Origin of the sequence: Kitasatospora sp. NPDC098652 (assembly GCF_044760155.1) — a bacterium.
In the GTDB taxonomy this organism is placed as follows: domain Bacteria; phylum Actinomycetota; class Actinomycetes; order Streptomycetales; family Streptomycetaceae; genus Kitasatospora.
Genome location: NZ_JBIWAQ010000001.1, coordinates 245,215 through 269,848, shown reverse-complemented (window position 1 = coordinate 269,848; position 24,634 = coordinate 245,215). Strand labels below are relative to the sequence as shown.

Below are 24,634 nucleotides of genomic sequence, written 5' to 3'. Positions count from 1 at the left end.
CGTCCCGACATGGACGACACCCGCGCGACGGACGGGCTGAGCGACGCCGAGGCGCTCGACCACCTGCACGAACCCGGGGCCTACCGGCGGCTGGCCGAGCGGACCGCCGACCCCGGGGTGCTGCGCGTGCTGGCTCGGTGTGAGTACCCGTTCGTCTGGCACACGATCGTGCGGAACCCCGCCGCGCCGCTCGACCTGCTGGTGACCCTGTCGGTCCGGCGGCACAGCACCTGGAACGACAACCACCTGCTGTGGCTGCTGGCCGCTCACCCGGCGGTGACCGGCGAGGCCCTGGACGGACTGGTGGAGCTGGTGGCCGAGCGGCTGCGGGAGGGCGAGCGCCCGTACGCCGCGGTGCTGCTGCTGGCCCGGCGGCCGGAGTCGACGGAGGAACGGCTGAACCGGCTGGGGCACCTGCCCGGTGCCTCCAGCCGGCTCCGCCGGGGGATCAGCCGTGCGCTGGCGGCCCGCCCGCCGGGCTGAGCTCGGCCGCGGGCTGCCCACCGGCCGGGACCGGCTCGGGTGCCCGGGCCCAGCGCCCGGCCAGGACGGTGCCCACCACCAGTTGGAGCTGGTGGTAGGCCATCAGCGGCAGCACCATCACCCCCGCCTCCGCCCCGAACAGCACGGTGGCCATCGGCAGCCCGTTGGCCAGGCTCTTCTGCGAACCGCACAGCATCGCCGCGATCGCGGCCGGGCGGTCCAGCCCCAGCCCGCGCGCCCCGAGCCCGGTGACCGTCAGGGTCACGGCGAGCAGGGCCAGCAGCACTACGACCATCCCGAGCAGGGCGAACGGCGTCGCCCGGTGCCAGATGCCCTGGGCCACCGCCGCGCTGAACGCCGTGTAGACGACCAGCAGGATCGAGCCGCGGTCCACCGGGGTCAGCAGCCGTTTGTGACGGGCCACCAGGCCGCCGATCCACGGCCGTAGCAGCTGCCCCAGCAGGAACGGCGCCAGCAGCTGGAGCCCGATCCGCAGCAGCCCGTCCGCCGACAGCCCGGCGTGCGAGCCCAGCAGTCCGGCGACCAGCAGCGGGGTGAGCACCAGCCCGGCCAGGCTGGAGTACGTCCCCGCGCAGATCGCCGCCGGGACGTCGCCCCCGGCGGCGCCGGTCAGCGCCACCGAGGACTGCACCGTGGACGGCACCAGGCAGAGGAACAGCACCCCGGCCTGCAGCTGTTCGGTCAGCGGAACCGGCGTCAGCAGCGCGGCGGCGAGGCCGAGCAGCGGGAAGAGACCGAAGGTGGCGGCGAGCACCAGCCCGTGCAGCCTCAGGTGGCGCAGCCCGGCCACGGTCTCCCGGGTGGACAGCCGGGCGCCGTACAGGAAGAACAGCAGGGCCACGGCAACGTCGCAGGCCGTCGCGGCGAACCGGGCCCCGGCGCCGGAGGCCGGGAACAGCGCGGCCAGGCCGACCGCCCCCGCCAGCGCCAGCAGGTACGGGTCGAACCTGCGCCACCAGTGCGAGCGCCGGGCGCGGGCCGTCATGGCCCACCTCCGCTGCCGACCAGGCTCCCGCCCGGACCCCCGACCAGGGACCCGCCCAGGCCCCCGACCAGGGACCCGGCGCCGTCGTGGTCGCTCCCCGCCGAGCCGCCGCCCTGCTGGAGGTTGGCCGTGCGGTCGACCTCCAGCCAGGAGTCGGCGTGCGAGTTGTCGATGACCGTGATCAGGCTGCCGCCCGCGGCGGCCGGGGCCGCGCCGACCGCGAGCAGGGCGGACGCCCCGGTCAGCCCCAGGACGGTGGCCCGCAGCGCGGCGGCCGCCGAGGGCGGGGCGGGCCGGCGCGGCCCGGGGCTCAAGCCGTCACGTCCGCGAGCCGCCGGGAGCGCGCGATGTTGCGCTCCAGCAGTTCGGTGGACTCCCGCACGCCGACCGGCTTGGCCTGCTCGGCCTGGGAGGGCAGTCGCCCGTCGGCGGTCTTGAGGCCGGTGAGCGCCTCGTCGATCGCCCGGTGGGCCGCGAACAGGCACGGCGTGCTGTAGATCGCGACGTCCACCCCCAGCTCGGTGAGCTCGGTGAGGGACAGCCGGGGGGACTTGCCGCCCGCGATCTGGTTGAACAGCAGGGGCTTGTCGCCGACCTCCTTGCGGATCCGGCGGATCCACTCCTCGCTGCGCACGCCGTCCACCAGGACCACGTCGGCGTCCGTCTCGGCGAGCGCGCGGGCGCGGCGCAGGATGTCCGCCTCCTCGGTGGCGTCGGTGCGGGCGACCACCAGGAGGTCGGTGCGGTCGGCGAGGACGAGTTCGAGCTTCGTCAGGTACTCCTCCAGCGGGAGGACCTGCTTGCCGTCGGCGTGCCCGCAGCGGCGCGGGCGCTTCTGGTCCTCCAGGATCACGCCGGAGGCGCCGATGGCCTCCAGCCGGCGCACGACGTGGCAGGCGACCTCGGGATCGACGTAGCCGTCGTCGATGTCGACCAGCAGGTGGTGCGTGGGGAACGCGCCGCGCAGCCGTTCGACGAAGGCGACCATGTCGGGCCAGGCGATGAAGCCGATGTCCGGCAGGCCGTAGTAGGAGGCGGCGAAGCCGAAGCCGGAGACGAACATGCCGTCGTAGTGCTCGGCCGCGATCGAGGCGGAGTACATGTCGTGGACGCCGATCAGGGGTGTGGTGCCCTGGTCCGCGATCGCCGCGCGGAGCCGCTGCCCGGGGCCCGCGGAGGTGGAAGCGTGGAACATGGGTCTCTCCTCACTCACAAGGATTTTGCCTGAACTTGGCTTTCTCAAGACCAAACTGAGGTGCCATCACTATGCGGTCTTTAAAGGTCCATGGGCAAACCTTTAATGGAGATTCACCCATGTGAGTGAACGAATTTTCGACAATGCGTCAGTCGGATGAAGTGAACATTCCGGGTCCGAGCTGAGCCCGAGCTGACGGCCGGATGACGGTGGTGCCACGGTCCGTTCAACGGCGCTCAACGGTGCTCACCAGCGCGCGGCGGCGCTCGTCGGCCCGCGGCGGCGCCGCAACGCGAACCGCCGCCGCAGCGGGCGCTGCGACGGCGGTGATGGCGCTGGTGGCCGTGCGTTTCGGGCGGGTGTCCGGGGGTGTCCGGGGCGGTGGCCGGGGTCGCGTCCGGGACTACGTCCGGGATTGTGTCCGGGGTCGCGTCGGATCTGTCGGGATCGCGCCGGAGCGGGGGTCGCTCCGGGGGTCAGGAGCTCGGGGTGGGGCGCACGTCGCGGCGTTCGCGCAGGGTGCGGAGGACCCGGCGGGTGGCGCGGGTGGCGACCGGGGGGAGGAGGTCCAGGGCGATCCGGCGGGAGGCCGAGCGCTGGAGCTGGGCGGGCGCCTTGACCTGGTAGTTGAGGCGGAGGACCTGGTGGCCGGCGATGGTGTCCTCGTCGACGGCGTAGTCCTCGGCCCGCCAGTCGCGGGCCAGCAGGGTCCGGCGGGCGGCCGCGGCGTCGCCCCAGGTGCCGTAGAACTTCATCGGGGTGAGCAGCACCGGCTGCAGTCCGCCGGTGAAGACGGCCTCCCAGACGGCGGCCGAGACGCCCGGGGTGTGCTCCGAGCGGTAGTCGTCCAGCGAGATCAGGCCGTCCTCGGCGAGCGCGGCCCGGGCCACCAGGATGTCCCCGCTGACGTGCTCGTACAGGTGCGAGGCGTCGACGTGGACGAAGCGGCAGCTGCCCGCCGGGATCCGGCCGTCGGCCAGCACCGAGGTGGGGGCCTGGACGATCTCGGGCAACTCGGCGTGGAAGGCGAGGTAGTTGGACTCGAAGGCGCTGCGGGTGAGGGTCTTGCGGTAGGACATGGTCATCTCGGCGGCGTTCTCCGCGTCGGCGGCCTCGGAGTCGAAGAGGTCGCAGACGGTCAGCCGCTCGCCCGGCTGGAGGTGGTCCCCGAGCAGGACGGCGCTGCGGCCGAGGTAGCTGCCCAGTTCCAGGATGTTCCCGCTGACCCCGGCGGCCGTCTGGGCGGACAGCAGGTGGGAGAAGGCGGCCCGGTCCAGGCCGAAGAACCAGCCCGGGATGTCGTCCCGCTTCCGGGGAACGGGGCCGGCGGCTGTGGTCTCTTCACTGGGCACGGCTGCCTCCAGGGGGCGGGCGGGGCGCGGTGGTGGATCACGCCAGCGGAGGGGCGCCGTGGTCGTGAGGCAGATCATCATAGCCACGCCCGGGCCGCCCTGGGATGGGTGCCGGAGGGGTCGGTTCCGTGCCGGGGCGGGGCCGTTCGGCCTGGTGTTCGGGCTGGTGGCCCGCACTCCTTGGAGCGCCCGGGCGGTTCGGGCGCCACCCGTCCGCTGCGGGCGCCACCGGGTCGCGGCGGGCTGCCTCCGGTCCGCGGCGGGTGCCCCCGCTGGATTCCGGCGGGGGCACCGCCGACGTCACCGCGCGGCGCCGCCCGCGGCACCCTCCAGTCCGGCGATGGTCTCGGCCAGCCAGGCGCGTTCGGCGGCGCCGGAGGCCCGGGCGACCAGCAGCATGCCGCGCCGGAACGGGTTCGGCTCCCGCTCGGCGGTGACCGGCCGGCCGTCCCCGTCGTAGAAGAAGCTGCTCGGCGCCTCCAGGAAGTCCAACCGGCGCCGGAGTACGGCGGCCTGCCGGGCCGGGTCGGCCAGTTGGTGGAGGAAGGCGGCGAGGGTGAAGAAGCGGATCTGGTCGGTGATCTCGGCCTGCTCGGGGTCGGCCAGTCGCCGCAGTAGCTCCGCCCGGCCCTCCGGGGTGAGTTCCAGGGTCTGGCGCGGCGCGGCGCCGCTGCCGGGTTCGGTGCGGCGGTCCAGCAGCGCGGCCTTCTCCAGTCGGGTGATCGCGGGGTAGAGCGCGCCGTCGCTGACCGGTCGGACGTGACCGGTCAATCCGGTGATCCGGGACTTGAGTTCGTAGCCGTGCAGGGGCTGGTCGTACAAGAAGCCGAGGATCGCGAGGGTCAGCACGGTCGGAGCCCTTTCGTCGAAGTGCGCCCCATGATGCGCCCCGTACCGCGGATGATGCTACCTCTTGTCGAGGTGCCTCGAATCGATGTATATCCATTCGAGGCAGCCGCCTGCTCCGGTGCGGGCGGCGCGACGATGGGGGGACCCGTGCGCGAACAGTCCGTCCGGCTGGCCTTGTTGGCCGGGCCGGTCTACGCCGAGCTGCTGTCCGGAGTGATCGCCACGGTGATCGGGACGCTCTGGGTGGCCGGCCTCGGCGGGGCCGCCGTGGCCGCCGTCACCCTGGCCGGAACCCTGGAGAACCTGTTGCTCGGACTCGTCCTGGTGGTGTCCTCCGGCGTCAGCGTCCGGCTCGCCCGGGCCCTCGGCGCCGGAGACGGGGCGGAGGCCGGGCGGATCACCCGCGCCGCCTGGCGGCTCTGCGCGCTCGGCACCCTCGCCCTCGCCGCCCCCGGCTTCCTGCTGCGGGACCGGATCGCGGCCGCCTTCCTCGACGGCGAGGCCGCTGCCAGAGCCGCCGAGTACCTCACCGTCGCCTTCCCGGCCTTCGCGCTGTTCTTCGCCCAGCGGGTCGCCGACGAACTCTTCAAGGGCAGCGGCGACACCCGCACCCCGATGCGGATCGCGCTGCTCTCCAACGCCCTGCTGCTGGTCCTCGACCCGCTGCTGATCCTCGGCGCCGGCCCGCTGCCCGCCCTCGGCGTGCCCGGCGCGGCACTGGCCCTGGCCGGCTCCCGGGCGGTCGCCCTCGCCGTCACCCTGCACTTGCGGCCCCGGGCTGCCGGACCGGTCCGGGGCCTCGGCGAGGTTCGGCGCGCCGGGGCGGCGGGCGTCGGGTCGGCGGCCCTCGGCATCCTGCGGGCCGGTGCGCCGTTCGGTCTGGACTTCACCGCCCGGATGGCCGTCGGCACGGCCCAACTCGCCCTGGTCGCGGGGTTCGGGGTGGCGGCGGTGGCCGGGTACGGCATCGGCTACCGGCTGCTGCTCGTGCTCACCATGGCCTTCTACGCGCTGCGCCAGGCCGTCGCCCTCCGGGCCGCCCACCTCGTCGGGGCCGGTGCGCCCGAGCCGCTGCGCGAGCTGCGGCGCGCCACCGCCCGCCTCGCCGTCGGGCTGGGCGCCGCGGCGGCGCTGCTGGCGGCCGGTGCGGCCGGCCCGCTCGCCGCGCTGTTCACCGACGACCCGGCGGTGGCCGCCCGGTCCACGGGGTTCCTCCACCTGGCTGCCCTCTACCTGCTGCCGTACGCCCCGGCGGTCGCCCTCGGCGGCTACCACCAGGCGACCGGGGCCGGGCGGGCGTTGGTGGTGTCGGCGGTGTTCGGGCTCGGTGGGCAGTTGGGGGCGGCGGTGGTGCTGTCGCGGTGGTGGGGGGTGGACGGGGTGTGGGTCGGCCAGGGAGTGGGTGCGGTGGTGCAGTTGGTGCTGTTGGTGGTACTCGCCCGGCGTCGGGACAGGGGAGTGGTCAGGGAGGCGCGGGTGGCGCGGGCGCGGGCCCGGGTGTCGGGTCTGCGGCGTACGTAGGTGGTCCGGTGGTCGGGCGGCGGCCCGGCCACCGGACCCAGGGTGCGGGGCTCAGGACGTCGGGGTGGAGGTGCTCCGGAGCTGCTCGGCGAAGGTGCGGGCGGCGGCGAAGTCGCGGTTGTCGGGGCGGTGCTTGCTGATGCCGCCGACCAGCCGGAACGGGAGCCAGGTGTCGTGGCCGCGGGCCGTGAAGCCGTCGACGATCCGGAAGCCCTTCGCCGCCAGGGCGCGCTCCGTCGGCCGGGTGAACGGGCGGAAGCCGGGTTCGGGCAGGCCGCTGGTGGCGAACACGAAGGCCCGGCAGGGGCGTTCGGCGGACGGGACGACGGTCGGCAGGCTGCGGACGAAGGCCCGCAGGCGCGGGTGGAGGCGGCCGGTGAAGACGCCCGAGCCGAACCCGACCAGGTCGTAGCCGCTGAGGTCGGCCGGGTCCAGCTCCTCCGGTGTGACCACGGGTGCGGCCAGCGGCCGGGCGATCTCCTCGGCGATCCGTCGGGTGTTGCCGTGGGAAACCGAGACACACACGATTACGGCCTTCATGGTGAGGACGCTCCCTTTGTTCTTCTGTTCTTCGTCGTACGGGTGCTGGATGGACCGGGCAGCGCGGCGGAACGTGACATCGCGGGTCGCGAGCCGCCGAACGGCCCGCGGCCCGGGCCACGTGCGCCGTCGAGCCCCGTGAGACGGAACGGTGGCCGAGGTGGTGGTGATCTCCACGACCGGCCGAGCCTGACCTCTGACCCCTGACCCCTGACCCCGGACCGGCCCCCGGCGTGCTCGGCCGCGCCGGGGGCCGTTGAACAGGTCCCGGCGGCCGGACAGAACAACCCGAAGACAGCCCAGCAGGGCGTCAGTCAGTGGCAGAGCCACGACCACCGGAACCTGAGTATCAGCATCAATGTCAGTGGTGCGTGCCACAGTGGCGGCCATGGCGAGCACACCGGACGGGCGGCCGATCCCGTCCCCACAGGCGGACGAACGGACCACACTGGAGGGCTGGCTGGACTTCCAGCGGGCCACCCTGGAGCACAAGGTCTCCGGGCTGGACGACGGGCAGGTGCGGACGGCCTCGGTGCCGCCCTCGACGATGACCCTGCTCGGGCTGGTCCAGCACCTGGCCGAGGTCGAACGCACCTGGTACCAGCGGGTGTTCGCCGGCCAGGAGGTGCCGCCGCGGTACGGCCCGGAGAACCCGGACGGCTACGGGCTGGACGCCGCGCGCGGGATGGCGCAGGCCCTGGCCGACTGGCGGGCGGAGGTCGAGCGGGGCCGGGAGCTCACCCGTGGGGTGCCGCTGGACGAGGCCGGGCCGCTGCCTGCTCCGTTGGCGGCGGTGCTCGGTGCCGAGACCGCCTCGCTGCGCTGGATCCTGGTGCACCTGATCGAGGAGTACGCCCGCCACAACGGCCACGCCGACCTGCTGCGCGAGGCCCTCGACGGCGCCACGGGCGTCTGACGCTCCCTCTGGCTGCCCGGCTGCCTGGCTGTCACGTGCGCCCGGCGGCCTCCCGAGGCCGGGTGGCGACGGCCCGGCCGGGCAGCCGGGTGGCGAGCAGCAGTCCTGCCGCCGCCACGGCGGCCGCGGCCAGCGCGGCCGGGGCGAGCGCCGCGCCCGGTGCCGCGCGCCCGGCCAGGACGGTGGCCAGCGCGACGCCCAGGGCCGGGCCGACGTTCATCGCGGTCTGCTGGAGGCCGCCCGCCACGCCCGCCTCGGCGGCGGCCGCGCCCCGGACGACGGCGGAGGTGGCGACGGCCATCACCGTGCCGAAGCCGCCGCCGATCAGCAGGAAGCAGCCGCCGATCGCGACGGCGCCCGAGGACGGGCCGAGCCGGGCGGTGAGCAGCGTGCCCGCCGTGAGCAGCGCCATCGCGACCAGCACGGTGTCGCGGGTGCCGCGGCGCTTCGCCAGTCCGGCCGAGACGGGTGCGGCGACGACCATCGCCACGGCGAGCGGCGATGCCCGCAGGGCGCTCTGCAGGGGGTCGAGGCCGAGGGCGTCCTGGAGGAAGTAGCTGGCCGGGAAGAGCGTCGCGAAGAGCGCCGCCGAGGCCGCGAGCAGGACTCCCAGCGCCGGGCCCATGGCGGGTGCGCGCAGCAGGGCGGCGGGCAGCAGCGGGTGGGCGGTGCGGCGCTCGTACCGGGCCAGGGCGAGGGTGGCCAGGGCGGCCGCCGTGAGGGTGAGCGCGGTGCCGGTCGACCAGCCGTCGGTCGGCAGGGCCACCAGGGTGTGCACCAGGGCGGCCAGGGCGAGCGCGAGCAGTCCCGCGCCGGGCAGGTCCAGGCCGCCGGTAGCCCGTTCGGTGCGGACCGGGGGGACGGCGATGGCGGCGACCAGGGCCGCCGCGGCGGGCAGCAGGCCGAGCAGGAAGACCGCCCGCCAGCCGAAGTGGGTGGTGAGCGCGCCGCCGACCAGCGGTCCGGCGGCGGCCGAGACGCCGAGCGCGGCGGTGCGCAGCGCGATCGCGCCGGGCAGCCGGTCGGCGGGCCAGACGGCGCGCAGCAGACCGATGGTGGCGGGCTGGAGCAGGGCGCCGGAGAGGCCCTGGAGCACGCGCAGTGCGATCACCCAGCCGATGTCGGGGGCGAGGGCGATGCCGGCGGAGGCGGCGGCGAAGCCGGCCACCCCGAGGGTGAAGGTGCGCCGGTGGCCGTAGCGGTCGCCGAGCCGGCCGGCGAAGACCAGCAGGGCCGCGACGGTGACCAGGTAGCCCGTGCTGGTCCACTGGACGGCGGTCAGGGAGGCGTGCAGGTCGCGCTGGAGGGTGGGCTGGGCGACGCCGAGCACGGTGCCGTCCAGGGCGACGAGGACGGCACCGGTGACGCTGGTGGCGAGGGTGAGCCGCTCGCGGCGACGGGGCTTCACCGGATGGCCGGGCCGAGGTGGGCGGCCAGGGTGGCGCCCAGCAGGGGTTCGATGCCGTCGCTGCCGGTGGCCAGGGCGAGGCTGCCCCAGGTGCGGAGTTGGGCCAGGCCGTGCAGGTTGGCCCAGAGCGCGGCGGTGGCGGCGGTCGGGTCCTCGTCCTGCGGGTGGAGTTCGCCGACCAGGCCGACGAAGGTGCGGAACAGCGGCAGGGTGGAGCGGCGCAGTTCGGTGCCGCTGCCCTCCAGCAGGTCGTGGCGGAACATCAGCTCGAACATGCCGGGGTTGGCCGCGGCGAAGCCGAGGTAGGCGCGGGCGAGGGCCTCGATCCGGGTACGGGGGTCGGCCCCGGTGCCGGCGGAGAGGGCGTCGGCACCGGCCAGGGTGTCGGTCAGCCGGCCGAAGCCGTGCCGGGCGACGGCGGCGAGCAGTTCGCGGTGGGTGGGGAAGTAGCGGCGCGGTGCTCCGTGGGAGACCCCGGCGCGGCGGGCGATCTCCCGCAGCCCGAGGGCGTGGACACCCTCCTCGGTCACCAGCTCGATGCCGGCGGCCACCAGGCGGGCGCGGAGGTCGCGGTCCTGTTCGGTCATGGACACTGTCTACCGGATCACCGTAGACAGTGTCTACTCGCAGTGCCGCGCGTCCACCGGGCAGGGAACACAGGCAGGGGAGACGGGCGCGGAAGACGGACGGGACCGGAAGACGCCCGGGGCCGACCACGGCCGGGCCGGGGCGACGCCTGAGCGCCGCCGCCGGCCCGGCCGGGCGGCATCGGGGGCCGCGCTACTGCGGCGGCCGGTCGTCGCGGAACTGCTCCTTGAGCTTGTCCTGGGCGGTGTCGACCTGGCTCTGGTACTTGCCCTGGGTGCGTTCGTCGACGTAGTCGCCGGCCTTGTCGACACCCTTCTCGGCCTGGTCCTCGTGGCCCTTCAACAGGCCCTTGAGCTTATCCAGCATGGACATGTGGTCACCCTCCTGGATGAGACGCCCCCACCCCTCCAGCATCACCGCCCTGGGCGTCCCGCGCACCTCGCGGCAGCGCGGCGGCCTTGGCAAGGCGGTCGCCGTCATGTCAAATCGTGAACCCACCGACCGTCGGAAGGAGTTTCCTTGAAGCCCCGCTCCCGTTCCCGGACCTCCCCGCTCGCCGCCCTGACCGCCGCCGCCCTGGTCGCCCCGTTACTACTCGTCAGTGCGGGCAGTGCCAACGCCGACCCGGACCCGGCCCGCCGGGGCGCCAGGCTGGCCGAGCGGCTGGTCGGGGCGAGCAGCGCCGAGGACGCCCGGGACACCCTGGTCGCGCTGCAACGGTTCGCCGACCGCAACGGCGGTACCAGGGCGGCCGGTTCGAAGGGCCACGACCTGTCCGCGCGGTACATCTACGAACAGGCCCGGCGGGCCGGGCTCGAGGTCTCCCGGCAGGACTTCGAGTACACCTTCTTCGAGGCCCGGGCACAGCGCCTGGACGTGCTGTCACCGCGGGCGGAGTCGGTGCCGGTCCTGGCGATGACCTACTCGGTGAGCGGCCCGGAGGCGGGCCTGACCGCCGAGTTGGGCGTCGCCCCGGTGAGCGCCACCACCGGCTGCACGCCCGCCGACTACCCGGCGGGCTCCGTCACCGGCCGGATCGCGCTGATCCGGCGCGGCGGGTGCAGCTTCGCCGCGAAGCAGGCGGCCGCGGCCACGGCGGGGGCCGTCGGGGCGCTGATCTACAACAACACCGACGGCGAACTGAACGGGACCCTCGGCGAGCCCACCGCCGGGAAGGTCCCGACCGGCGGGATCACCGAGGCGGCGGGCAAGGCGCTGGCCGCCGAGGCCGCCGCCGGTCCGGTGCGGCTGACCCTGGACGTCCGCACCTTCATGGAACAGCGCAAGACCTGGAACGTCATTGCCGAGACCCGGGGCGGCGATCCGGCGAACACCGTGATGGTCGGCGCCCACCTGGACTCCGTCCCGGCCGGGCCCGGCATCAACGACAACGGCTCCGGCGCGGCCGGCATCCTGGAGGTCGCGAAGAACCTCGGCACCCGGCCGGTCAAGAACAAGGTCCGGTTCGCCTGGTGGTCGGCCGAGGAGTTCGGCCTCAAGGGCTCCGAGGCGTACGTGAAGTCGCTCTCCGACACGGACCGGAAGAACATCCGGCTCTACCTCAACTTCGACATGATCGCATCCCCCAACTACGCGCAGTTCGTCTACAACGGCTCCGGCAGCGCGGGCGGCGGCGCGGGCCCGGAGGGCTCGGCCCAGATCGAGCGCTTCCTCACCGACTACCTGGACGGCCGCGAGCTGCCGCACGAGCCGCGCGCCTTCGACGGCCGCTCCGACTACGGTCCGTTCATCGACGCGGGCATCCCGGCCGGCGGCACCGACACCGGCGCCGAGGTGATCAAGACCCCCGAGCAGCAGGCCCGTTACGGCGGCACGGCGGGCGCCGCCTACGACGCCTGCTACCACAAGGCCTGTGACGACCTGGACAACCTGGACCTGGCGGTCTTCGACAACAACATCGACGTGATCGCCCATGCCGTCGGCACCTACGCCTGGGACCTCTCCCCGCTGCAGCGGCCCGTACCCGGGCAGCGCCCGGCCGCCCGGGCGGCCGGTGGCGCGGGTATCAGCACCCCGGGCAGCACCGGAGCCGGCGACGCCGGAGCGGGCGACGCCGGAGCGGGCGGCACCGACGCCCACGCGGTGGCGGCCTGACGCCCGGGTGGGCCCGCTGCCGTCCTCGGGCGGCGGGCCCACCCACCGGCCGTGCGCACACCGTCCACAGGGCACCTCCCGTCCGCCATCGCCCCTGGTGGGTCAGGGTGCGCACCACCGTAGCGGCCGCCACTGACATTGATGCTGATACTCAGGTTCCGGTGGTCGTGGCTCTGCCACTGACAATCGCCCCCCGGCCCTGTACGGTGCCGCGCGGAGCGCATCCGCCGAGACCCGGTGGGTGCGTCGAGTCCGGTCCTGACACCATGGGACCGAGATCACGAGATCACGACACCCGTGACACCCTCGGAGGAGTCAGCAACATGAGCACGCACTACGACGTCGTCGTCCTCGGCGCGGGCCCCGGCGGCTACACCGCCGCCGTCCGTTCGGCCCAGCTGGGCCTCAAGGTCGCGGTCATCGAGGCCAAGTACTGGGGCGGCGTCTGCCTCAACGTCGGCTGCATCCCCTCCAAGGCCCTGCTGCGCAACGCCGAGCTCGCCCACATCTTCACCAAGGAGGCCAAGACCTTCGGCATCAAGGTCGAGGGCCAGGTGACCTTCGACTTCTCCGAGGCCTTCAAGCGCAGCCGCTCGGTGGCCGACGGCCGGGTCAAGGGCGTCCACTACCTGATGAAGAAGAACGGCATCACCGAGTACGACGGCTGGGGCACCTTCGTCGACGACCACACCCTCCAGGTCGCGCTCAGCGGTGGCGGCTTCGACGTGGTCACCTTCGACCACTGCATCATCGCCTCCGGTGCCACCACCCGCCTGCTGCCCGGCACCAGCCTGAGCGAGCGCGTGGTGACGTACGAGGAGCAGATCCTCACCGAGCAGCTGCCGGAGAGCATCATCATCGCGGGCGCCGGCGCGATCGGCGTCGAGTTCGCCTACGTGCTGCACAACTACGGCGTGAAGGTCACCATCGTCGAGTTCCTGGACCGCGTGGTGCCGCTGGAGGACGTCGAGGTCTCCACCGAACTCGCCAAGCAGTACCGCAAGCTGGGCATCGAGGTGCTCACCTCGACCCGGGTCGAGTCGATCGACGACAGCGACCCGAACGCCAAGGTGCGGGTGACCGTCACCAAGGACGGGCAGCAGCAGGTGCTGGAGGCCGACAAGGTGCTCCAGGCGATCGGCTTCGCGCCGCGGGTCAACGGCTACGGCCTGGAGAACACCGGGGTCAAGCTGACCGACCGCAACGCCATCGCGGTGGACGGGCGCGGCCGCACCAGCGTCGACCACATCTTCGCGATCGGCGACGTCACGGCCAAGCTGATGCTCGCGCACGCCGCCGAGACGATGGCCGTGATCGCCGCCGAGACCATCGGCGGGGCGGAGACCATGGAGGTCGACTTCGCCATGATCCCGCGCGCCACCTACTGCCAGCCGCAGATCGCCTCCTTCGGCTACACCGAGGCCCAGGCCCGTGACCTCGGCTACGACGTCAAGGTCGCCAAGTTCCCGTTCACCGCGAACGGCAAGGCGCACGGCCTCGGCCACCCGATCGGCTTCGTCAAGGTGATCTGCGACAACACCCACGGCGAGCTGCTCGGCGCCCACCTGATCGGCCCCGAGGTCACCGAGCTGCTGCCCGAGCTGACGCTGGCCCAGCAGTGGGACCTCACCGTCCACGAGGTGGCCCGCAACGTGCACGCTCACCCGACCCTGGGCGAGGCGGTCAAGGAGGCCATCCACGGCCTCGCCGGTCACATGATCAACATGTGACGACCCGGACGTGCCGACGGTGCGGCCCCGCCCGGCGGGGCCGCACCGTCCTCCGTCGTTCTCGACCGGGGAGCGGGCGGCTCCCGCTCGGCCCCGCTCGGCCCAGCTCAGGCCAGCTCAGCTCAGTCGGCCGCGCAGCCAGGCCTTGACCTCCGGGGTGACCTCGTCGGTGAGGTCCGCGAACTCCTGGTGCTTGGTCAGGAACTTGGCCACGTACGGGCAGATCGGGACGATCCGCTTCCCGGCGGCCCGCACGTCCGTCAGCGCCTCCTGGACCAGCTGTCCGGCGAGGCCGCGGCCGGCGAAGGCCTCCTCGACCAGGGTGTGGTAGAAGACGCGCTGCCCGTCGTGGTCCAAGTACTCGGTGAAACCGGCGAGTTCACCGTCGACCAGGATCTCGTAGCGGTGCCGCTCGTCCGACCGCTCGACGACGGGGGTGCTGGGGGTGCTCATCGGGAAGGCCTCTCGCGGTTCGTACGGGCTTTCGGTGCGGGGTCAGACTAGCCGCCGGGCGGGGCGGGTGGTTCCGGGCCGGGCTGGGCGCCCACCTCGCCGGGCCGCGCGACGGGCCGGCCGGCTGCTCCGGACGGGCGCGGACTGAGGGGCGCCGGGCGCCCCGGCCCTCTAACGTGGGCGCGACGGCGCCGGGCCCGGCGCCGTCGCGACACCGGAGGAGAGCGGAGGGGCCGTTGCTGGTGCGTGCCGCGAAGGCGTCCGGGCCGGTGCAGTCGCCGTCCGACCCAGGGTCCCAGCTGCCGGTGCTGGTCCGGTACGGGCACCGGTCCTGGCTGATCCCGGCCGTGCTGCTGGTGGCGGTGGTGGCCGTGGACGCCCTCACCCCCCGCGACTTCGAGTCGCTGAGCTGGCTGGCCCTGGTCCCGGTGGTCGCCGCGGGGCTGTGCGGTCCAGCGGTCACCGTGGCCTTCGCCGGTCTCGCGGTCGTCGCCTATCCCGGGCTGAACGGCGTCTGGGGCAAGTCCCACGGGATCGAGGACTTCCTGCTGGTGATCGCCGGCTGCGTCCTCGCGTATCCGCTCAGTGTCTTCCGGGCCCGGGCCGCCGCCTACGTCCGCCATCTGCAGGGCGCCGCCGAGACCACCCGGCAGGTGGTGCTGCGCCCGGTGCCGCCGGGCTGGGGCGGGGTGGACGCGGAGGCCCGCTACCTGGCCGCCGATGTCGAGGCCCGGGTGGGCGGTGACTTCTACGACGTGGTGGCCACCCCGTACGGTGCCCGGGTCGTCCTCGGCGACGTCCAGGGGAAGGGCCTGCCGGCGGTCGCCACGGCGGCGGCCCTGGTCGGCTGCTTCCGGGAGGCGGCCTTCCGGGAGGAGGGCCTGGCGACGGTCGCCTCCTGGCTGGAGGAGCGGGTGCACCGGCAGAACCGGCTCTCCGCCCGGCTGGGTGAGGAGGACGAGCGCTTCGCCACGGCGGTGGTCGTCTGGTTCCCCGACGACGCCCCCGGGGAGATCCAGGTGGTCAACTTCGGCCACGACTGCCCGTACGTCGTGGGCCCGGGCGGGGTCCGGCAGCTGCCGCCGGGCAACGGCGTCCCGCTGGGCCTCGCCCCGCTGGCCGGCCGGCTCCCGGAGGTGCAGCGGCTCCGGCTGGGCGTGGACGAGACCGTGCTGATCGTCACGGACGGGGTGACCGAGGCCCGGGACCGCCAGGGCGACTTCTTCGACCTGCGCGCCCACCTGGAGGGCCTGGCCGGCCTGCCCGGGGTCGGGGAGCCCGGGCGCCTGGTGGGTACCGTCGTCGGCGCCGTCCTCCGGCACTCCGGCGGGCGCCTGACGGACGACACCGCGCTGCTCGCGGTCCGCACCAGCAAGGGCAACGGCATCGGCAGCGGGAACGGCAAGGGCTACGGCAAGGGCAACGGCAAGGGCTACGGAAGCGGCGGCGCCAGCAGCAACGGAAACGGCGCGGCCCCCGGCTGAGCCGGTGATCGCGCCGGTCGGATGGTCGCGGAGAACGGTGGTCGCGCCTGCCGGGGGTCAGGCCCGCAGCTGGGCCACGGCGAGCGAGGGGCGCGGGATCCGGCTGATCACCGAGCCGATCAGGGTGCCGATCGACACCCCGAACACTGCGGACACGGCGGCCAGCACCGACTGGGCGCCGTTGCCGACCTCGATCTGCGCGGTGTTCAGCAGGCCGAAGGAGCCCGGCACCACGATCCAGAACGCGGGCAGGTAGAGCACCTGCCAGAGCGGTCCGCCGGGCAGCCAGTGCACCACGGTGGCCGCGACCGCGGCGCTGACCGCGCCCGCCAGCCCGCCTATCGCCGCGCCGTGGACCGACCCGACCACCACCTGCACGGTGACGCTGACCGCGATCACCGCGACGATCCACGGGATCGCCGCCGGCGGGGTGTTCACGTTGACCACGACGCCGGCCACGGCGATCGCCAGCCCCACCGCGATCACCCACCAACTCGGCCTGGCCACCTGGATGTTGGCCAGCGCAATGGCCGGCACGCCGAGCGCGGTGGTGGCCGCCGCCACCCCGGCGAGGAACAGCGCCAGCTGCACCGCACCGGACACCAGCCGGGCCGTCCCGGCACTGGCGGCGCCCGCCGCGACCTCCGACAGCCCGGTGACCAGCAGCCCGCCCGGCAGCAGGATCGCCAGGGTGGCCACGATCGTGCGCAGCGGGCCCTCCAGCAGGCCGGCCCGGCTGAGCGACAGGACGAGCAGTGCCACCAGGAACCCGGCGGTGACCGGCAGCAGCGGGCGCAGCCTGGGCAGCCGGCGGGCGAGTGCGGTCAGGCCCGCCACGATCAGCGAGCCGGCCCCGGCGGCCAGCACGTTCGCCGTCACCGGCTGGAGGAACAGGCAGACGCCCACCCCGACCGGCAGTGCACCCAGGTCCGCCACCCAGGCGGGCCAGCGGGCGGGGGCGTGCCGGATGGCGTCCAGCTCGGCCAGGGCCCGGGGGCCGTCCAGCGCACCGGCGCGCAGCCGGTGCGCCAGGTGCAGGACGTCCGCGGTCTGCTCGAACCGCAGCGCGGCGCCGACCGGCCGGAAGCTGGTGGCCTCCACCGCGTCGAGGGCGACGAACAGCCCGTTGGTGAGCGCGGCGACCCGCACCTCGGGAGCCCCCAGTGCCCGTCCGAGCCCGCGGAGTTCCTCCTCGACCTCGTGGACGGGAAGGCCCCCGCCCAGCAGGGCGTCGCCCAGTTCGAGCAGCAGGCGGCGGAGCGGGCCGGCGGGGGCCTCGTTGCCCCGGACCGGTGGAGACTTGCTAGACATGGCAGGTATCGTCCCATCCCGCCCGCTTGGGTCCGAATCTGCCCTGCTCTGATCGTTTCGTGCTGCCGCCGCCGAGTTGCCCCGGAGGCGCCGGGCCGCGGTCCGGCGGTCAGTTCACATAGACCGCCGGGGCGCCGGACTGGCTGGTGTCGGTGACCGGGCCGTAGCTCGCCGAGAAGTAGCCGTCGCCGGGGCAGAGGCCGGAGCCGCCGCTCTTGGCGAAGTGCTCGTTGGTGAAGGTCAGGCTCTGGCCGCCGTTGTCGGCGGCGCCGGTGAAGGCTCCGCTGAGCCGGTAGGTGCAGGTGATGGTGCCGAACCAGCTGTTCAGGACGGCGGTGGCCTGGATCTGCCCGGCGCTGCCGCCGGTCAGGGTGACGGGCAGGCCGGCGCCGTCGGCGATCGAGACGCCGTACGGGAGGGTGTCGACCGTCAGGCTGCGCACCGAGGTGACGCCGGTGACGTTGGCGGTGCAGGAGTCGAAGGTGAGGCCGGTCAGGGACTCGGTGGCGGTGTCGGGGGCGGCCGGGTTGGTCAGCACGGTGGCGGACAGCCGGGAGGTCGCGCAGGTGACGCCGGTGGTGCTGGTGGCGGTGGAGTAGAAGGTGGCGGAGCGGCCGGCGAGCGGTGCGGCGAGGGCGTCGCCCGCCGCGACGGCGGCGCCACCCGTGCTGCCGGTGGTGAGCACGGGGCCCGCGACGGCCGGGGCGGAGGCGGTGGCCGGGGCGGAGGCGACGGTGGCGGGAGCCGCCGCGACCAGGGCGAGCGCGGCGAGTACGGAGACGGTCAGGGCAGCGGTGCGGTGGGGGAGTGCGCGCATGGGAAAGCCTCTTCCTCGGTGAGGGACGGGAAGGCGAACTTCCGCTGCTCCCGGAGGGCTCCCGAGGGACGGGGAGCGGGGGAGCTGACTCCGTTGTAGGACCGTGTCGGTGACCCGTCAAGGTACGGCGGCGAACCTGCTGACTTTTCGTCAACAACGCCCGCGCGGGTCGGCGCGCCCGGTTCAGCGCTCGCGGTCGCCGTTGCCGCCCTGGTCCGACGGCTCGCGGCCCCGCGCGTGGTGGCGCCGGAGGAACCAGACCAGCAGGGTGACGGCGACGAGAGCGGCGATCGTGATGGCGGCGACCCGGCCGACGGTGCCCTCCACCCTGCTGTAGGCGGCTCCGGCGAAGTAGCCCAGAAGGGTGAAGCCGAAGGCCCAGGCCAGCCCGCCGAGGGCGTTGTAGAACAGGAACCGGCGGTACGGCATCCGGGACATCCCGGCCAGCGAGGGCACCAGCGGGCGGAAGAAGGCGATGAAGCGGCCGACGAACACGGCGGCCGGTCCGCGCCGGCGGATCAGGTCCTGTGCCGTCTCGACCCGCTTCGCGTGCCGCCGCAGCGGGCGGGTGCGCAGGATCGTCGGGCCGAGGTGGCGGCCGATCTCGTAGCCGGCGGAGTCCCCGAGGACGGCCGCGCAGACCACCACCAGGATCATCCAGCCGAGCGAGACGCTGCCCTGGTGGGCGATGAAGCCGCCGAGGACGGCGGCCGACTCGCCCGGGATGAAGAAGCTGAAGAACAGCGCGTCCTCGGTGAAGACCATGGCGCCGACGACCGCGTACACGACCGGGCCGGACAGTCCGCGCAGCCAGTCGGTGATCGCGTGCATCCGCCGCACCTCGCCGGTGATCGGTCCCCTTTCTGCTCAAATGTAACGCTTGTCCGGTGTGGTGCTTGTCGGCGGTGCAGTGCCCGCCCGGGTGCAGAAAAGGGAGCGGAGGGCGGCCGGAGTGGGTCAGAAACCCGGCCTATGACCCCATAGGAAAGGGGGTACTACTCGGATCTGGTCGGTGCACGGAGGATTCCCGGTGTATTGATCATCAACGGGACGAGGGAATCACGTGCAACTGAGCAGAATGGCCGCCGCCACCGCCGTCGCCGCAGGGGCCACCGGGCTCGTCGCGGCGGCGGTGCTTCCGACCGCGGCGGCGGCGAATCCGACGGCGGCGAAACCGGTGACCGCGACTCCGGTAACCACGACTCCGGTGACCGCGACGGAGGCCTCCCTGGAACTGCGCGGACTGCCCCGCGACTTCGAACCCGGGGCCGACTGGCAGGAGTTCGCCGTAGTTCTCCACCGCTCGGAGACGGACGGGCAGTTCAACCGGCTGTTCTTCGAGGTCCACGACACCCAGTACGCCGGGATCAGGTCCGATCAGATCGAGGTCCAGTACTTCCTCGACGGCCGGTGGCAGTCGACCACGTCGTTCAACGATCCGACGGACAACTGGCAGGACTTCCCGCTCCCGGAGGACGAAGGGCCCATTCCGCCCGGTGTCACGGAGATTCCGATCCGGTTGAAGTTCGGGCCGGACAACCCGTTCACCGACCGGGTCGACATCGGCGTCAGGGGTTACCTCGGCGAGGACGACATCGTGGAGACGCAGCCCCGGAAGGTCATCCGGCTCGTCCCCGGAGATCCGACCCCGACGGCGACGCCGACCACCACCCCGACGTCGACACCCACCTCCACGCCCACGTCCACGTCCACGCCCACCTCGACACCCACGTCCACGCCGACGTCGACGACCACCCCGACGGCCACTCCGAGCGGGACGCCCACGGACCCCGGTGGCCCGGGGGAGTCGCCCGGCCCCGGCGCGTCCGGCAGCCCGAGCCCGTCCGCCTCGGCGGCCCCGCCCGCACCGGGCGCGGGCACCGGCGGCGAGCGCTCGCCCGGGCCGGCAGCCCCCGCGCCCGGGGGTGAACTGGCCCGCACGGGAACGGACTTGGCCGGCACCGTGCTGCCGGTCGGCCTCGTCGCGATCGCTGCGGGTGCCGCCCTCGCCCTCGCCGCCCGGGCGGCCCGTGCTCGCCGCCGACGGCGCTGAACCCCACCACGACCAGAACCCCCGAGGGCGGGACGGCAGTTCGCCGTCCCGCCCCGTTCCGTCCGGCTCGATCCGCCCCGACGTCCGTGGACCCCACCATGCCGCTTTCCCCCCGAGTGCCCGACCTCCCCAGCCTGGAGCTGCTGCTCGCCGTCGCCCGGCTCGGCAGTCTCGGCCGGGCCGCCCGGGAGGTCGGCATCAGCCAGCCGGCCGCCTCCGCCCGGATGCGGGTGATGGAGACCAGGATCGGGGTAGGCCTCCTCGAACGCTCCCCGAACGGTTCCCGCCTGACGCCGGCCGGGGTGCTGGTCACCGGCTGGGCCGGCCGGGTGCTGGAGGCCGCCGGGGCGATGGACGCGGGGATCGAGGCGCTGCGCGGCGAGCGCGACGACCGGTTGCGGGTCGCGGCGAGCCTGACGGTGGCCGAGCACCTGTTGCCCGGCTGGCTGGTCGCCCTGCGGGCGGAACGGCCGGACACCGTGGTCTCGTTGAGCGCCGACAACTCCGGTCTGGTGGCCGAGAAGGTGCTGCGCGGCGAGGTCGACCTCGGGTTCGTCGAGAGCGCCACCGTCCCGGCCGGGCTGGACACCGCGGTGGTGGCCCGGGACGAGCTGGTGGTGGTGACCGCCCCGCAGCACGCCTGGGCGCGCCGCAGCCGGGTCGCCCCCGAGGAGTTGGCGGCCGCCCGGCTGATCCTGCGGGAGGCGGGGTCGGGCGCCCGGCAGGTGCTGACGGCCGTGCTGGCGCCGCACGGCGGGCCGGCCGGCCCGCTGCTGGAACTGCCCTCCTCGACGGCGGTGAAGGCCGCAGCGGTCGCCGGGGCCGGGCCGGCCGTGCTCAGCCGGCTGGCGGTCGAGGAGGACCTGCGGGCGCGGCGGCTGGTGGCCGTCCAGGTCACCGGGGTGGACCTGAGCCGGTCCCTGCGGGCGGTCTGGCCCAGCGGCCGGCGTCCGCAGGGACCGGCCCGCGACCTGCTGTCGATGGCCGGCCGCGCGGTCCGCCGGGGTCCGGGCCGCACCGCCTCGGGGACGGCGTCCGGCTCCGGCTCCGGCTCGGCGTCCGGTCCGGCGTCCGGTCCCGGCTCAGCCCGCCGCTGACCGGGCCGCCTCGCCCACCGGCCGAAGCAGCCGAAGCAGCCGGAGCAGCCGGAGCAGCCGAAGCAGCCGCAGCCGATCGACAGGCCGCGGGCCGGGGCCTGGGCGGTCGCGCCGAGGAACACGACGGGTGAGCCGCGGCGCAGGCTTCCTTAGCGGAACGTAAGTTCTGCGCGGCGCTCCTTGCCGCCGCCCAGCGCGCGGCGGCACGCTCTGGGACACCCACCCGCCGTACCAGCCGCTGGAGCCGCCATGTCCCCGTCCGCCGCCGTCCCGGCCGCCCCCGCTCCCCGCCCCCAGCCGCCCGGCGCGGACCGCGCCCGGCGGCGGCGCGCCCTGATCGGCGGGTCACTGGGCAACCTGGTGGAGTGGTACGACTGGTTCGTCTACGCCAGCTTCGCCGTCTACTTCGCCGACGACTTCTTCCCCGGCAGCGACTCCACCGCCAAGCTGATGAACACCGCCGGCATCTTCGCCGTCGGCTTCCTGATGCGCCCCGTCGGCGGCTGGCTGCTCGGCCGGGCGGCCGACCGGCACGGTCGCAAGAGCGCGCTCACCCTGACCGTCACCATGATGTCCGCGGCCGCCGTGCTGATCGCCGTCGCCCCGACCTACCCGCGGGCCGGCTACCTCGGCGCCGTCGTGCTGCTGCTCGCCCGGCTGCTCCAGGGCATGAGCATCGGCGGCGAGTACGCGGCCAGCGCCACCTACCTCACCGAGGCCTCCGCACCGAACCGGCGCGGCCTCGGTTCCTCCTTCCAGTACGTCTCGATGACCTGCGGCCAGCTCCTCGGCCTGGGCATCCTGATCGTCCTGCAGCACACCCTCAGCAGCACCCAACTGCACTCCTGGGGCTGGCGGTTGCCGTTCCTGCTCGGCGCCGTGCTGGCCGTCGTGGTGCTCTGGCTGCGCCGCCGGCTGCCGGAGACCGAGGCCTTCGCCGCCGAGTCCGCCGGCCGGGAGCGGGCCGACGCCCGCGGCACCCTGCGCAGCCTGTGGGAGCACCGGCGCCAGGCCGCCCTGGTGATGGCCCTGACCCTCGGCGGCACCGTCGCCTACTACACGTACACCACCTACCTGACCAAGTACCTGATCGGCAGCGCCGGGCTCGCCAAGGACACCGCCACCCTGGTCAGCTTCACCGCGCTCGCGGTGTTCGCCGCCGTCCAGCCGCTGGCCGGGCTGCTCTCCGACCGGATCGGCCGCCGCCCGCTGCTGATCACCTTCGCACTCGGCTGCACCGTCGGCACCTACCCGCTGATGACCGCCCTCGGCTCGGCCTCCGGCTACTGGTCCGCGCTCGGCCTCTCGCTCGTCGCGCTGCTCGTCGTCACCGGCTACACCTCGATCAACGCGGCCGTGAAGGCCGAACTCTTCCCCACCCGGATCCGCGCCCTCGGCGTCGCGCTGCCGTACGCCCTCGCCAACGCGCTGTTCGGCGGCACCGCCGAGTACATCGCGCTCTGGTTCAAGAACAGCGGCCACGAGTCCGGCTTCTTCTGGTACGTCTCCGGCTGCGCGCTGGTCTCCCTGGTCGTCTACGTGCTGATGCCCGACACCCGGCACGCCGTGCTCGACCCCGCGGAGACCCCGGCGCCGGCCGCCGCGGCGCAGCCCGTACCGTAGTCACCTCACCGCCGGGGAGGGTTCGTGCACATGCTGCTGGTCGAGGACGACGACCGGATGGCCCAGGCCCTCGCCACCGCGCTCGCCCGGCGCGGCCACACCGTGCGCCGGGTGGTCCGCGCCGCCGAGGCGCTGCGGCACGTCCGGGAGGCCGAGTTCGTCCTGCTCGACCTCGGCCTGCCCGACCTGGACGGCCTCGACCTGCTGCGCAAGCTGCGCACGGTGTGCGCGGTGCCGCTGATCGTGGTCACCGCGCGCAGCGAGGAGCGGGACGTCCTCCAGGGCCTGCGGGCCGGCGCCGACGACTACGTGGTCAAGCCGTTCCGGATGGCCGAACTCATCGCCCGGATCGACACCGTGCGCCGCCGCACCGGCGCCGCCCCCGAACCGGCCGGCGGGCAGCGGCAGGTGCGCACCGGGGACGTCACGATCGACCCGGCGGCCCGCACCGTGACCGTCGACGGAGCCGAAGTCCGGCTCACTCGCCGCGAGTTCGACGTGCTCGCGCTGCTCGCCGCGCAACCCGGCGACGTCCGCTCCCGCGAGGAGATCCTGGACCGGATCTGGGGCGACGCCTTCCTCGCCTCCTCCCGCTCGCTGGACGTGCACGTGGCGGGCATCCGGGCCAAGACCGGCCGGGCCGCCCTGGTCCGCACCATCCGCGGCTACGGCTACCAACTCGGCGCCCTGGACGGCCGGTGAGGCGCCGGCTGCTGGCGGTGCTCACCGCGCTCATCGGCACGGCCGTGCTGCTGCTCGCCCTGCCGCTGGCCGACTCCTACGCCCGCGGCCGCACCGAACACCTGCTGCTGCAACGCCGGGCCGACGGCGTCCGCTTCGCCGAGCTCGCCGACCGGATCCGCACCGACGCCGACCGCCGTGAACTCGACGCCGAACTCACCCGCTACGCCCAGCTCTACGGCGCCGCGGTGACGGTGGTCGACAGCGCCGGACACACCGTCGGCCGGGCCGGTCCGGCCCCGGTGGGCCCGGCCGCCCGGCAGGCCGAGGACCGCGCCCTGACCGGCCGCTCCACCGAGGCGCTGCCCACCGTCCTGCCCTGGGGGCCGGACACCGTGGTGCTGGCCGAACCGGTCGGCCAGGACGAACGGGTCGGCGGCGCCGTCCTGTTGACCGTCCCCACCGACGCCGCGCGGCAGGACGTGCTGGTCCGCTGGACGCTGATCGCGGCCGGCGCCGTCACCGCCTTCGGCGCCGCCGCCCTGGTCGCGGCCGGCATAGCCCGCTGGCTGCTGCGGCCCGTCCACGAACTCGACCGCGCGGTCGCCACCATGGCCGACGGCCGCTTCGAACCGCGCGCCGCCGTCGCTGCCACCGCCGACACCGGACCGCCCGAACTGCGGCGGCTGCGCGAGCACTTCGACGGCATGGCGGCGGCGGTCGGCGAATCGCTGCGCCGCCGCCGGGACTTCGTCGCCGACGCCTCGCACCAGCTGCGCAACCCGCTGGCCACCCTGGTGCTGCAACTGGAGAACGCCGAGCCGTACGTCGCGCCGGGCCCCGGCCGGCAGGCGCACGCCCTCGCCCTGGACGAGGCGGACCGGCTGGGGGAGCTGCTCGACGGCCTGCTCGCCCTGGCCCGGCTGGAGGCGGCCGCCGCGCCGGTCGAGGACCAGGACGTCTCCGCGGCCGTGGCCGAGCGGGTGGCGGCCTGGGTCCCGGTGTTCGAGGCGGGCGGCCCGGAGCTGACCGCCGAGATCACCCCCGGGCTGCGCGCCCGCGCCCTGCCCGACGCGGCCGGGCGGATCCTGGACGCCCTGCTGGACAACGCCGGCAAGTTCGTCCCGCCCGGCGCCCAGGTCCGGGTGACCGTCCGGCCCGGCCCGGACGGCGGCGCGGTGGTCCGGGTCCGGGACACCGGCCCCGGTGTCCCGGACGCTCAACTCCCCTTGCTGCTGGGGCGCTTCGCTCGCGCACCGGAGCACCAGAACCTTCCCGGCACCGGCCTCGGCCTGGCCATCGCGGACGAACTCGCCCGGGCCGGCGGCGGAACGCTCACCGTCGCGCCCTCGCTGCCGCACGGGCTGACCGTCGAGTTCCGCCTCCCCGCGCCCTGAGCGGTTCAGTGGTGC

The 24,634-nt window shown here is 74.4% G+C and carries 24 protein-coding genes; 11 read left to right on the top strand and 13 right to left on the bottom strand.

Annotation, left to right across the window (positions count from 1 at the left end):
* The first annotated feature begins 9 nt into the window (after nucleotides 1–9).
* Entirely contained in the window at nucleotides 10–483 is a 474-nt protein-coding gene (locus tag ACIQWA_RS01165; RefSeq protein ID WP_402476537.1) for a hypothetical protein, read from the top strand.
* Here the strand turns inward: ACIQWA_RS01165 and ACIQWA_RS01160 are convergent.
* The 5 genes from ACIQWA_RS01160 to ACIQWA_RS01140 form a co-directional block, all read right to left on the bottom strand.
* Nucleotides 449–1,489 (bottom strand): bile acid:sodium symporter family protein, encoded by a 1,041-nt coding sequence (locus tag ACIQWA_RS01160; RefSeq protein ID WP_402476534.1) that lies wholly within the window; start codon nucleotides 1,487–1,489, stop codon nucleotides 449–451. The two genes, ACIQWA_RS01165 and ACIQWA_RS01160, sit on opposite strands and share 35 nt — an antisense overlap.
* Complete coding sequence (locus ACIQWA_RS01155; RefSeq protein ID WP_402476532.1) at nucleotides 1,486–1,803, bottom strand: hypothetical protein; 318 nt, start codon at nucleotides 1,801–1,803, stop codon at nucleotides 1,486–1,488. Before ACIQWA_RS01155 ends, ACIQWA_RS01160 begins: the two co-directional genes overlap by 4 nt.
* On the bottom strand, nucleotides 1,800–2,684 hold the full coding sequence (locus ACIQWA_RS01150; RefSeq protein ID WP_360240953.1) for an isocitrate lyase/PEP mutase family protein: 885 nt from the start codon (nucleotides 2,682–2,684) through the stop codon (nucleotides 1,800–1,802). Before ACIQWA_RS01150 ends, ACIQWA_RS01155 begins: the two co-directional genes overlap by 4 nt.
* Nucleotides 2,685–3,160: 476 nt before the next feature.
* The gene (locus tag ACIQWA_RS01145; RefSeq protein ID WP_402476529.1) at nucleotides 3,161–4,036 is read right to left on the bottom strand and encodes a class I SAM-dependent methyltransferase; all 876 of its coding nucleotides are present in this window, start codon (nucleotides 4,034–4,036) and stop codon (nucleotides 3,161–3,163) included.
* Nucleotides 4,037–4,336: 300 nt separating this feature from the next.
* Nucleotides 4,337–4,885: a PadR family transcriptional regulator gene (locus ACIQWA_RS01140; RefSeq protein WP_402476527.1), complete on the bottom strand. Its 549-nt coding sequence runs from the start codon at nucleotides 4,883–4,885 to the stop codon at nucleotides 4,337–4,339.
* Nucleotides 4,886–5,032: 147 nt separating this feature from the next.
* Between ACIQWA_RS01140 and ACIQWA_RS01135 the strand changes: the two genes are divergently transcribed.
* The gene (locus ACIQWA_RS01135) at nucleotides 5,033–6,406 is read left to right on the top strand and encodes an MATE family efflux transporter (RefSeq protein WP_402476524.1); all 1,374 of its coding nucleotides are present in this window, start codon (nucleotides 5,033–5,035) and stop codon (nucleotides 6,404–6,406) included.
* A gap of 51 nt (nucleotides 6,407–6,457) precedes the next feature.
* Here ACIQWA_RS01135 and ACIQWA_RS01130 read toward each other — a convergent pair whose 3' ends face one another.
* Nucleotides 6,458–6,946 carry a flavodoxin family protein gene (locus ACIQWA_RS01130; RefSeq protein ID WP_402476522.1) on the bottom strand — a complete coding sequence of 163 codons (489 nt, stop codon included), beginning with the start codon at nucleotides 6,944–6,946 and terminating at the stop codon, nucleotides 6,458–6,460.
* Between the two features lie 388 nt (nucleotides 6,947–7,334).
* Here ACIQWA_RS01130 and ACIQWA_RS01125 point away from each other — a divergent pair, with 388 nt between their 5' ends.
* On the top strand, nucleotides 7,335–7,862 hold the full coding sequence (locus ACIQWA_RS01125) for a DinB family protein (RefSeq protein ID WP_360240969.1): 528 nt from the start codon (nucleotides 7,335–7,337) through the stop codon (nucleotides 7,860–7,862).
* Nucleotides 7,863–7,893: 31 nt separating this feature from the next.
* On the opposite strand, the gene ACIQWA_RS01120 is transcribed toward ACIQWA_RS01125, so the two are convergent.
* The 3 genes from ACIQWA_RS01120 to ACIQWA_RS01110 all read right to left on the bottom strand — a co-directional run bounded on the left by ACIQWA_RS01120 (nucleotide 7,894) and on the right by ACIQWA_RS01110 (nucleotide 10,230).
* Nucleotides 7,894–9,270 (bottom strand): MFS transporter, encoded by a 1,377-nt coding sequence (locus ACIQWA_RS01120; protein ID WP_402476519.1) that lies wholly within the window; start codon nucleotides 9,268–9,270, stop codon nucleotides 7,894–7,896.
* The gene (locus ACIQWA_RS01115; protein WP_402476517.1) at nucleotides 9,267–9,857 is read right to left on the bottom strand and encodes a TetR/AcrR family transcriptional regulator; all 591 of its coding nucleotides are present in this window, start codon (nucleotides 9,855–9,857) and stop codon (nucleotides 9,267–9,269) included. The genes ACIQWA_RS01120 and ACIQWA_RS01115 overlap by 4 nt, the downstream gene beginning before the upstream one ends.
* Nucleotides 9,858–10,050: 193 nt before the next feature.
* Nucleotides 10,051–10,230, bottom strand: a complete 180-nt coding sequence (locus ACIQWA_RS01110; protein WP_360240978.1) for an antitoxin — start codon at nucleotides 10,228–10,230, stop codon at nucleotides 10,051–10,053.
* Between the two features lie 147 nt (nucleotides 10,231–10,377).
* Here ACIQWA_RS01110 and ACIQWA_RS01105 point away from each other — a divergent pair, with 147 nt between their 5' ends.
* Both ACIQWA_RS01105 and lpdA read left to right on the top strand, forming a co-directional pair.
* The gene (locus ACIQWA_RS01105; protein ID WP_402476514.1) at nucleotides 10,378–11,973 is read left to right on the top strand and encodes a M28 family metallopeptidase; all 1,596 of its coding nucleotides are present in this window, start codon (nucleotides 10,378–10,380) and stop codon (nucleotides 11,971–11,973) included.
* A gap of 323 nt (nucleotides 11,974–12,296) precedes the next feature.
* Nucleotides 12,297–13,703, top strand: a complete 1,407-nt coding sequence (gene lpdA / locus ACIQWA_RS01100) for a dihydrolipoyl dehydrogenase (RefSeq protein WP_360240984.1) — start codon at nucleotides 12,297–12,299, stop codon at nucleotides 13,701–13,703.
* A 117-nt stretch (nucleotides 13,704–13,820) separates the two neighbouring features.
* On the opposite strand, the gene ACIQWA_RS01095 is transcribed toward lpdA, so the two are convergent.
* Nucleotides 13,821–14,156 (bottom strand): GNAT family N-acetyltransferase, encoded by a 336-nt coding sequence (locus ACIQWA_RS01095; protein ID WP_402476510.1) that lies wholly within the window; start codon nucleotides 14,154–14,156, stop codon nucleotides 13,821–13,823.
* A 242-nt stretch (nucleotides 14,157–14,398) separates the two neighbouring features.
* Between ACIQWA_RS01095 and ACIQWA_RS01090 the strand changes: the two genes are divergently transcribed.
* Nucleotides 14,399–15,640, top strand: a complete 1,242-nt coding sequence (locus ACIQWA_RS01090; protein ID WP_402477836.1) for a PP2C family protein-serine/threonine phosphatase — start codon at nucleotides 14,399–14,401, stop codon at nucleotides 15,638–15,640.
* Nucleotides 15,641–15,697: 57 nt separating this feature from the next.
* On the opposite strand, the gene ACIQWA_RS01085 is transcribed toward ACIQWA_RS01090, so the two are convergent.
* The 3 genes from ACIQWA_RS01085 to ACIQWA_RS01075 all read right to left on the bottom strand — a co-directional run bounded on the left by ACIQWA_RS01085 (nucleotide 15,698) and on the right by ACIQWA_RS01075 (nucleotide 18,599).
* Nucleotides 15,698–16,951 carry a threonine/serine exporter family protein gene (locus tag ACIQWA_RS01085; RefSeq protein WP_402476507.1) on the bottom strand — a complete coding sequence of 418 codons (1,254 nt, stop codon included), beginning with the start codon at nucleotides 16,949–16,951 and terminating at the stop codon, nucleotides 15,698–15,700.
* Between the two features lie 109 nt (nucleotides 16,952–17,060).
* On the bottom strand, nucleotides 17,061–17,768 hold the full coding sequence (locus ACIQWA_RS01080) for a Tat pathway signal sequence domain protein (RefSeq protein ID WP_402476504.1): 708 nt from the start codon (nucleotides 17,766–17,768) through the stop codon (nucleotides 17,061–17,063).
* Between the two features lie 183 nt (nucleotides 17,769–17,951).
* Nucleotides 17,952–18,599, bottom strand: coding sequence for a DedA family protein (locus ACIQWA_RS01075; RefSeq protein WP_402476502.1), 648 nt, complete (start codon nucleotides 18,597–18,599; stop codon nucleotides 17,952–17,954).
* 376 nt (nucleotides 18,600–18,975) lie between these two features.
* Between ACIQWA_RS01075 and ACIQWA_RS01070 the strand changes: the two genes are divergently transcribed.
* The 5 genes from ACIQWA_RS01070 to ACIQWA_RS01050 all read left to right on the top strand — a co-directional run bounded on the left by ACIQWA_RS01070 (nucleotide 18,976) and on the right by ACIQWA_RS01050 (nucleotide 24,619).
* Nucleotides 18,976–19,821, top strand: a complete 846-nt coding sequence (locus ACIQWA_RS01070) for a hypothetical protein (RefSeq protein ID WP_402476499.1) — start codon at nucleotides 18,976–18,978, stop codon at nucleotides 19,819–19,821.
* A gap of 98 nt (nucleotides 19,822–19,919) precedes the next feature.
* Nucleotides 19,920–20,918 (top strand): LysR family transcriptional regulator, encoded by a 999-nt coding sequence (locus tag ACIQWA_RS01065; RefSeq protein WP_402476496.1) that lies wholly within the window; start codon nucleotides 19,920–19,922, stop codon nucleotides 20,916–20,918.
* A gap of 249 nt (nucleotides 20,919–21,167) precedes the next feature.
* Nucleotides 21,168–22,541: an MFS transporter gene (locus ACIQWA_RS01060; RefSeq protein WP_402476493.1), complete on the top strand. Its 1,374-nt coding sequence runs from the start codon at nucleotides 21,168–21,170 to the stop codon at nucleotides 22,539–22,541.
* A gap of 24 nt (nucleotides 22,542–22,565) precedes the next feature.
* Nucleotides 22,566–23,243 carry a response regulator transcription factor gene (locus tag ACIQWA_RS01055; RefSeq protein WP_402476492.1) on the top strand — a complete coding sequence of 226 codons (678 nt, stop codon included), beginning with the start codon at nucleotides 22,566–22,568 and terminating at the stop codon, nucleotides 23,241–23,243.
* Entirely contained in the window at nucleotides 23,240–24,619 is a 1,380-nt protein-coding gene (locus tag ACIQWA_RS01050; protein WP_402476490.1) for an ATP-binding protein, read from the top strand. Before ACIQWA_RS01055 ends, ACIQWA_RS01050 begins: the two co-directional genes overlap by 4 nt.
* Nucleotides 24,620–24,634 lie beyond the last annotated feature (15 nt).

Coding starts and splice junctions, on each gene's coding strand:
- ACIQWA_RS01165 (WP_402476537.1), top strand. CDS start 10: ATGGACGACACCCGCGCGACGGACGGGCTGAGCGACGCCGAGGCGCTC.
- ACIQWA_RS01160 (WP_402476534.1), bottom strand. CDS start 1,489: ATGACGGCCCGCGCCCGGCGCTCGCACTGGTGGCGCAGGTTCGACCCG.
- ACIQWA_RS01150 (WP_360240953.1), bottom strand. CDS start 2,684: ATGTTCCACGCTTCCACCTCCGCGGGCCCCGGGCAGCGGCTCCGCGCG.
- ACIQWA_RS01130 (WP_402476522.1), bottom strand. CDS start 6,946: ATGAAGGCCGTAATCGTGTGTGTCTCGGTTTCCCACGGCAACACCCGA.
- ACIQWA_RS01125 (WP_360240969.1), top strand. CDS start 7,335: ATGGCGAGCACACCGGACGGGCGGCCGATCCCGTCCCCACAGGCGGAC.
- ACIQWA_RS01115 (WP_402476517.1), bottom strand. CDS start 9,857: ATGACCGAACAGGACCGCGACCTCCGCGCCCGCCTGGTGGCCGCCGGC.
- ACIQWA_RS01110 (WP_360240978.1), bottom strand. CDS start 10,230: ATGTCCATGCTGGATAAGCTCAAGGGCCTGTTGAAGGGCCACGAGGAC.
- lpdA (WP_360240984.1), top strand. CDS start 12,297: ATGAGCACGCACTACGACGTCGTCGTCCTCGGCGCGGGCCCCGGCGGC.
- ACIQWA_RS01095 (WP_402476510.1), bottom strand. CDS start 14,156: ATGAGCACCCCCAGCACCCCCGTCGTCGAGCGGTCGGACGAGCGGCAC.
- ACIQWA_RS01085 (WP_402476507.1), bottom strand. CDS start 16,951: ATGTCTAGCAAGTCTCCACCGGTCCGGGGCAACGAGGCCCCCGCCGGC.
- ACIQWA_RS01080 (WP_402476504.1), bottom strand. CDS start 17,768: ATGCGCGCACTCCCCCACCGCACCGCTGCCCTGACCGTCTCCGTACTC.
- ACIQWA_RS01075 (WP_402476502.1), bottom strand. CDS start 18,599: ATGCACGCGATCACCGACTGGCTGCGCGGACTGTCCGGCCCGGTCGTG.
- ACIQWA_RS01065 (WP_402476496.1), top strand. CDS start 19,920: ATGCCGCTTTCCCCCCGAGTGCCCGACCTCCCCAGCCTGGAGCTGCTG.
- ACIQWA_RS01060 (WP_402476493.1), top strand. CDS start 21,168: ATGTCCCCGTCCGCCGCCGTCCCGGCCGCCCCCGCTCCCCGCCCCCAG.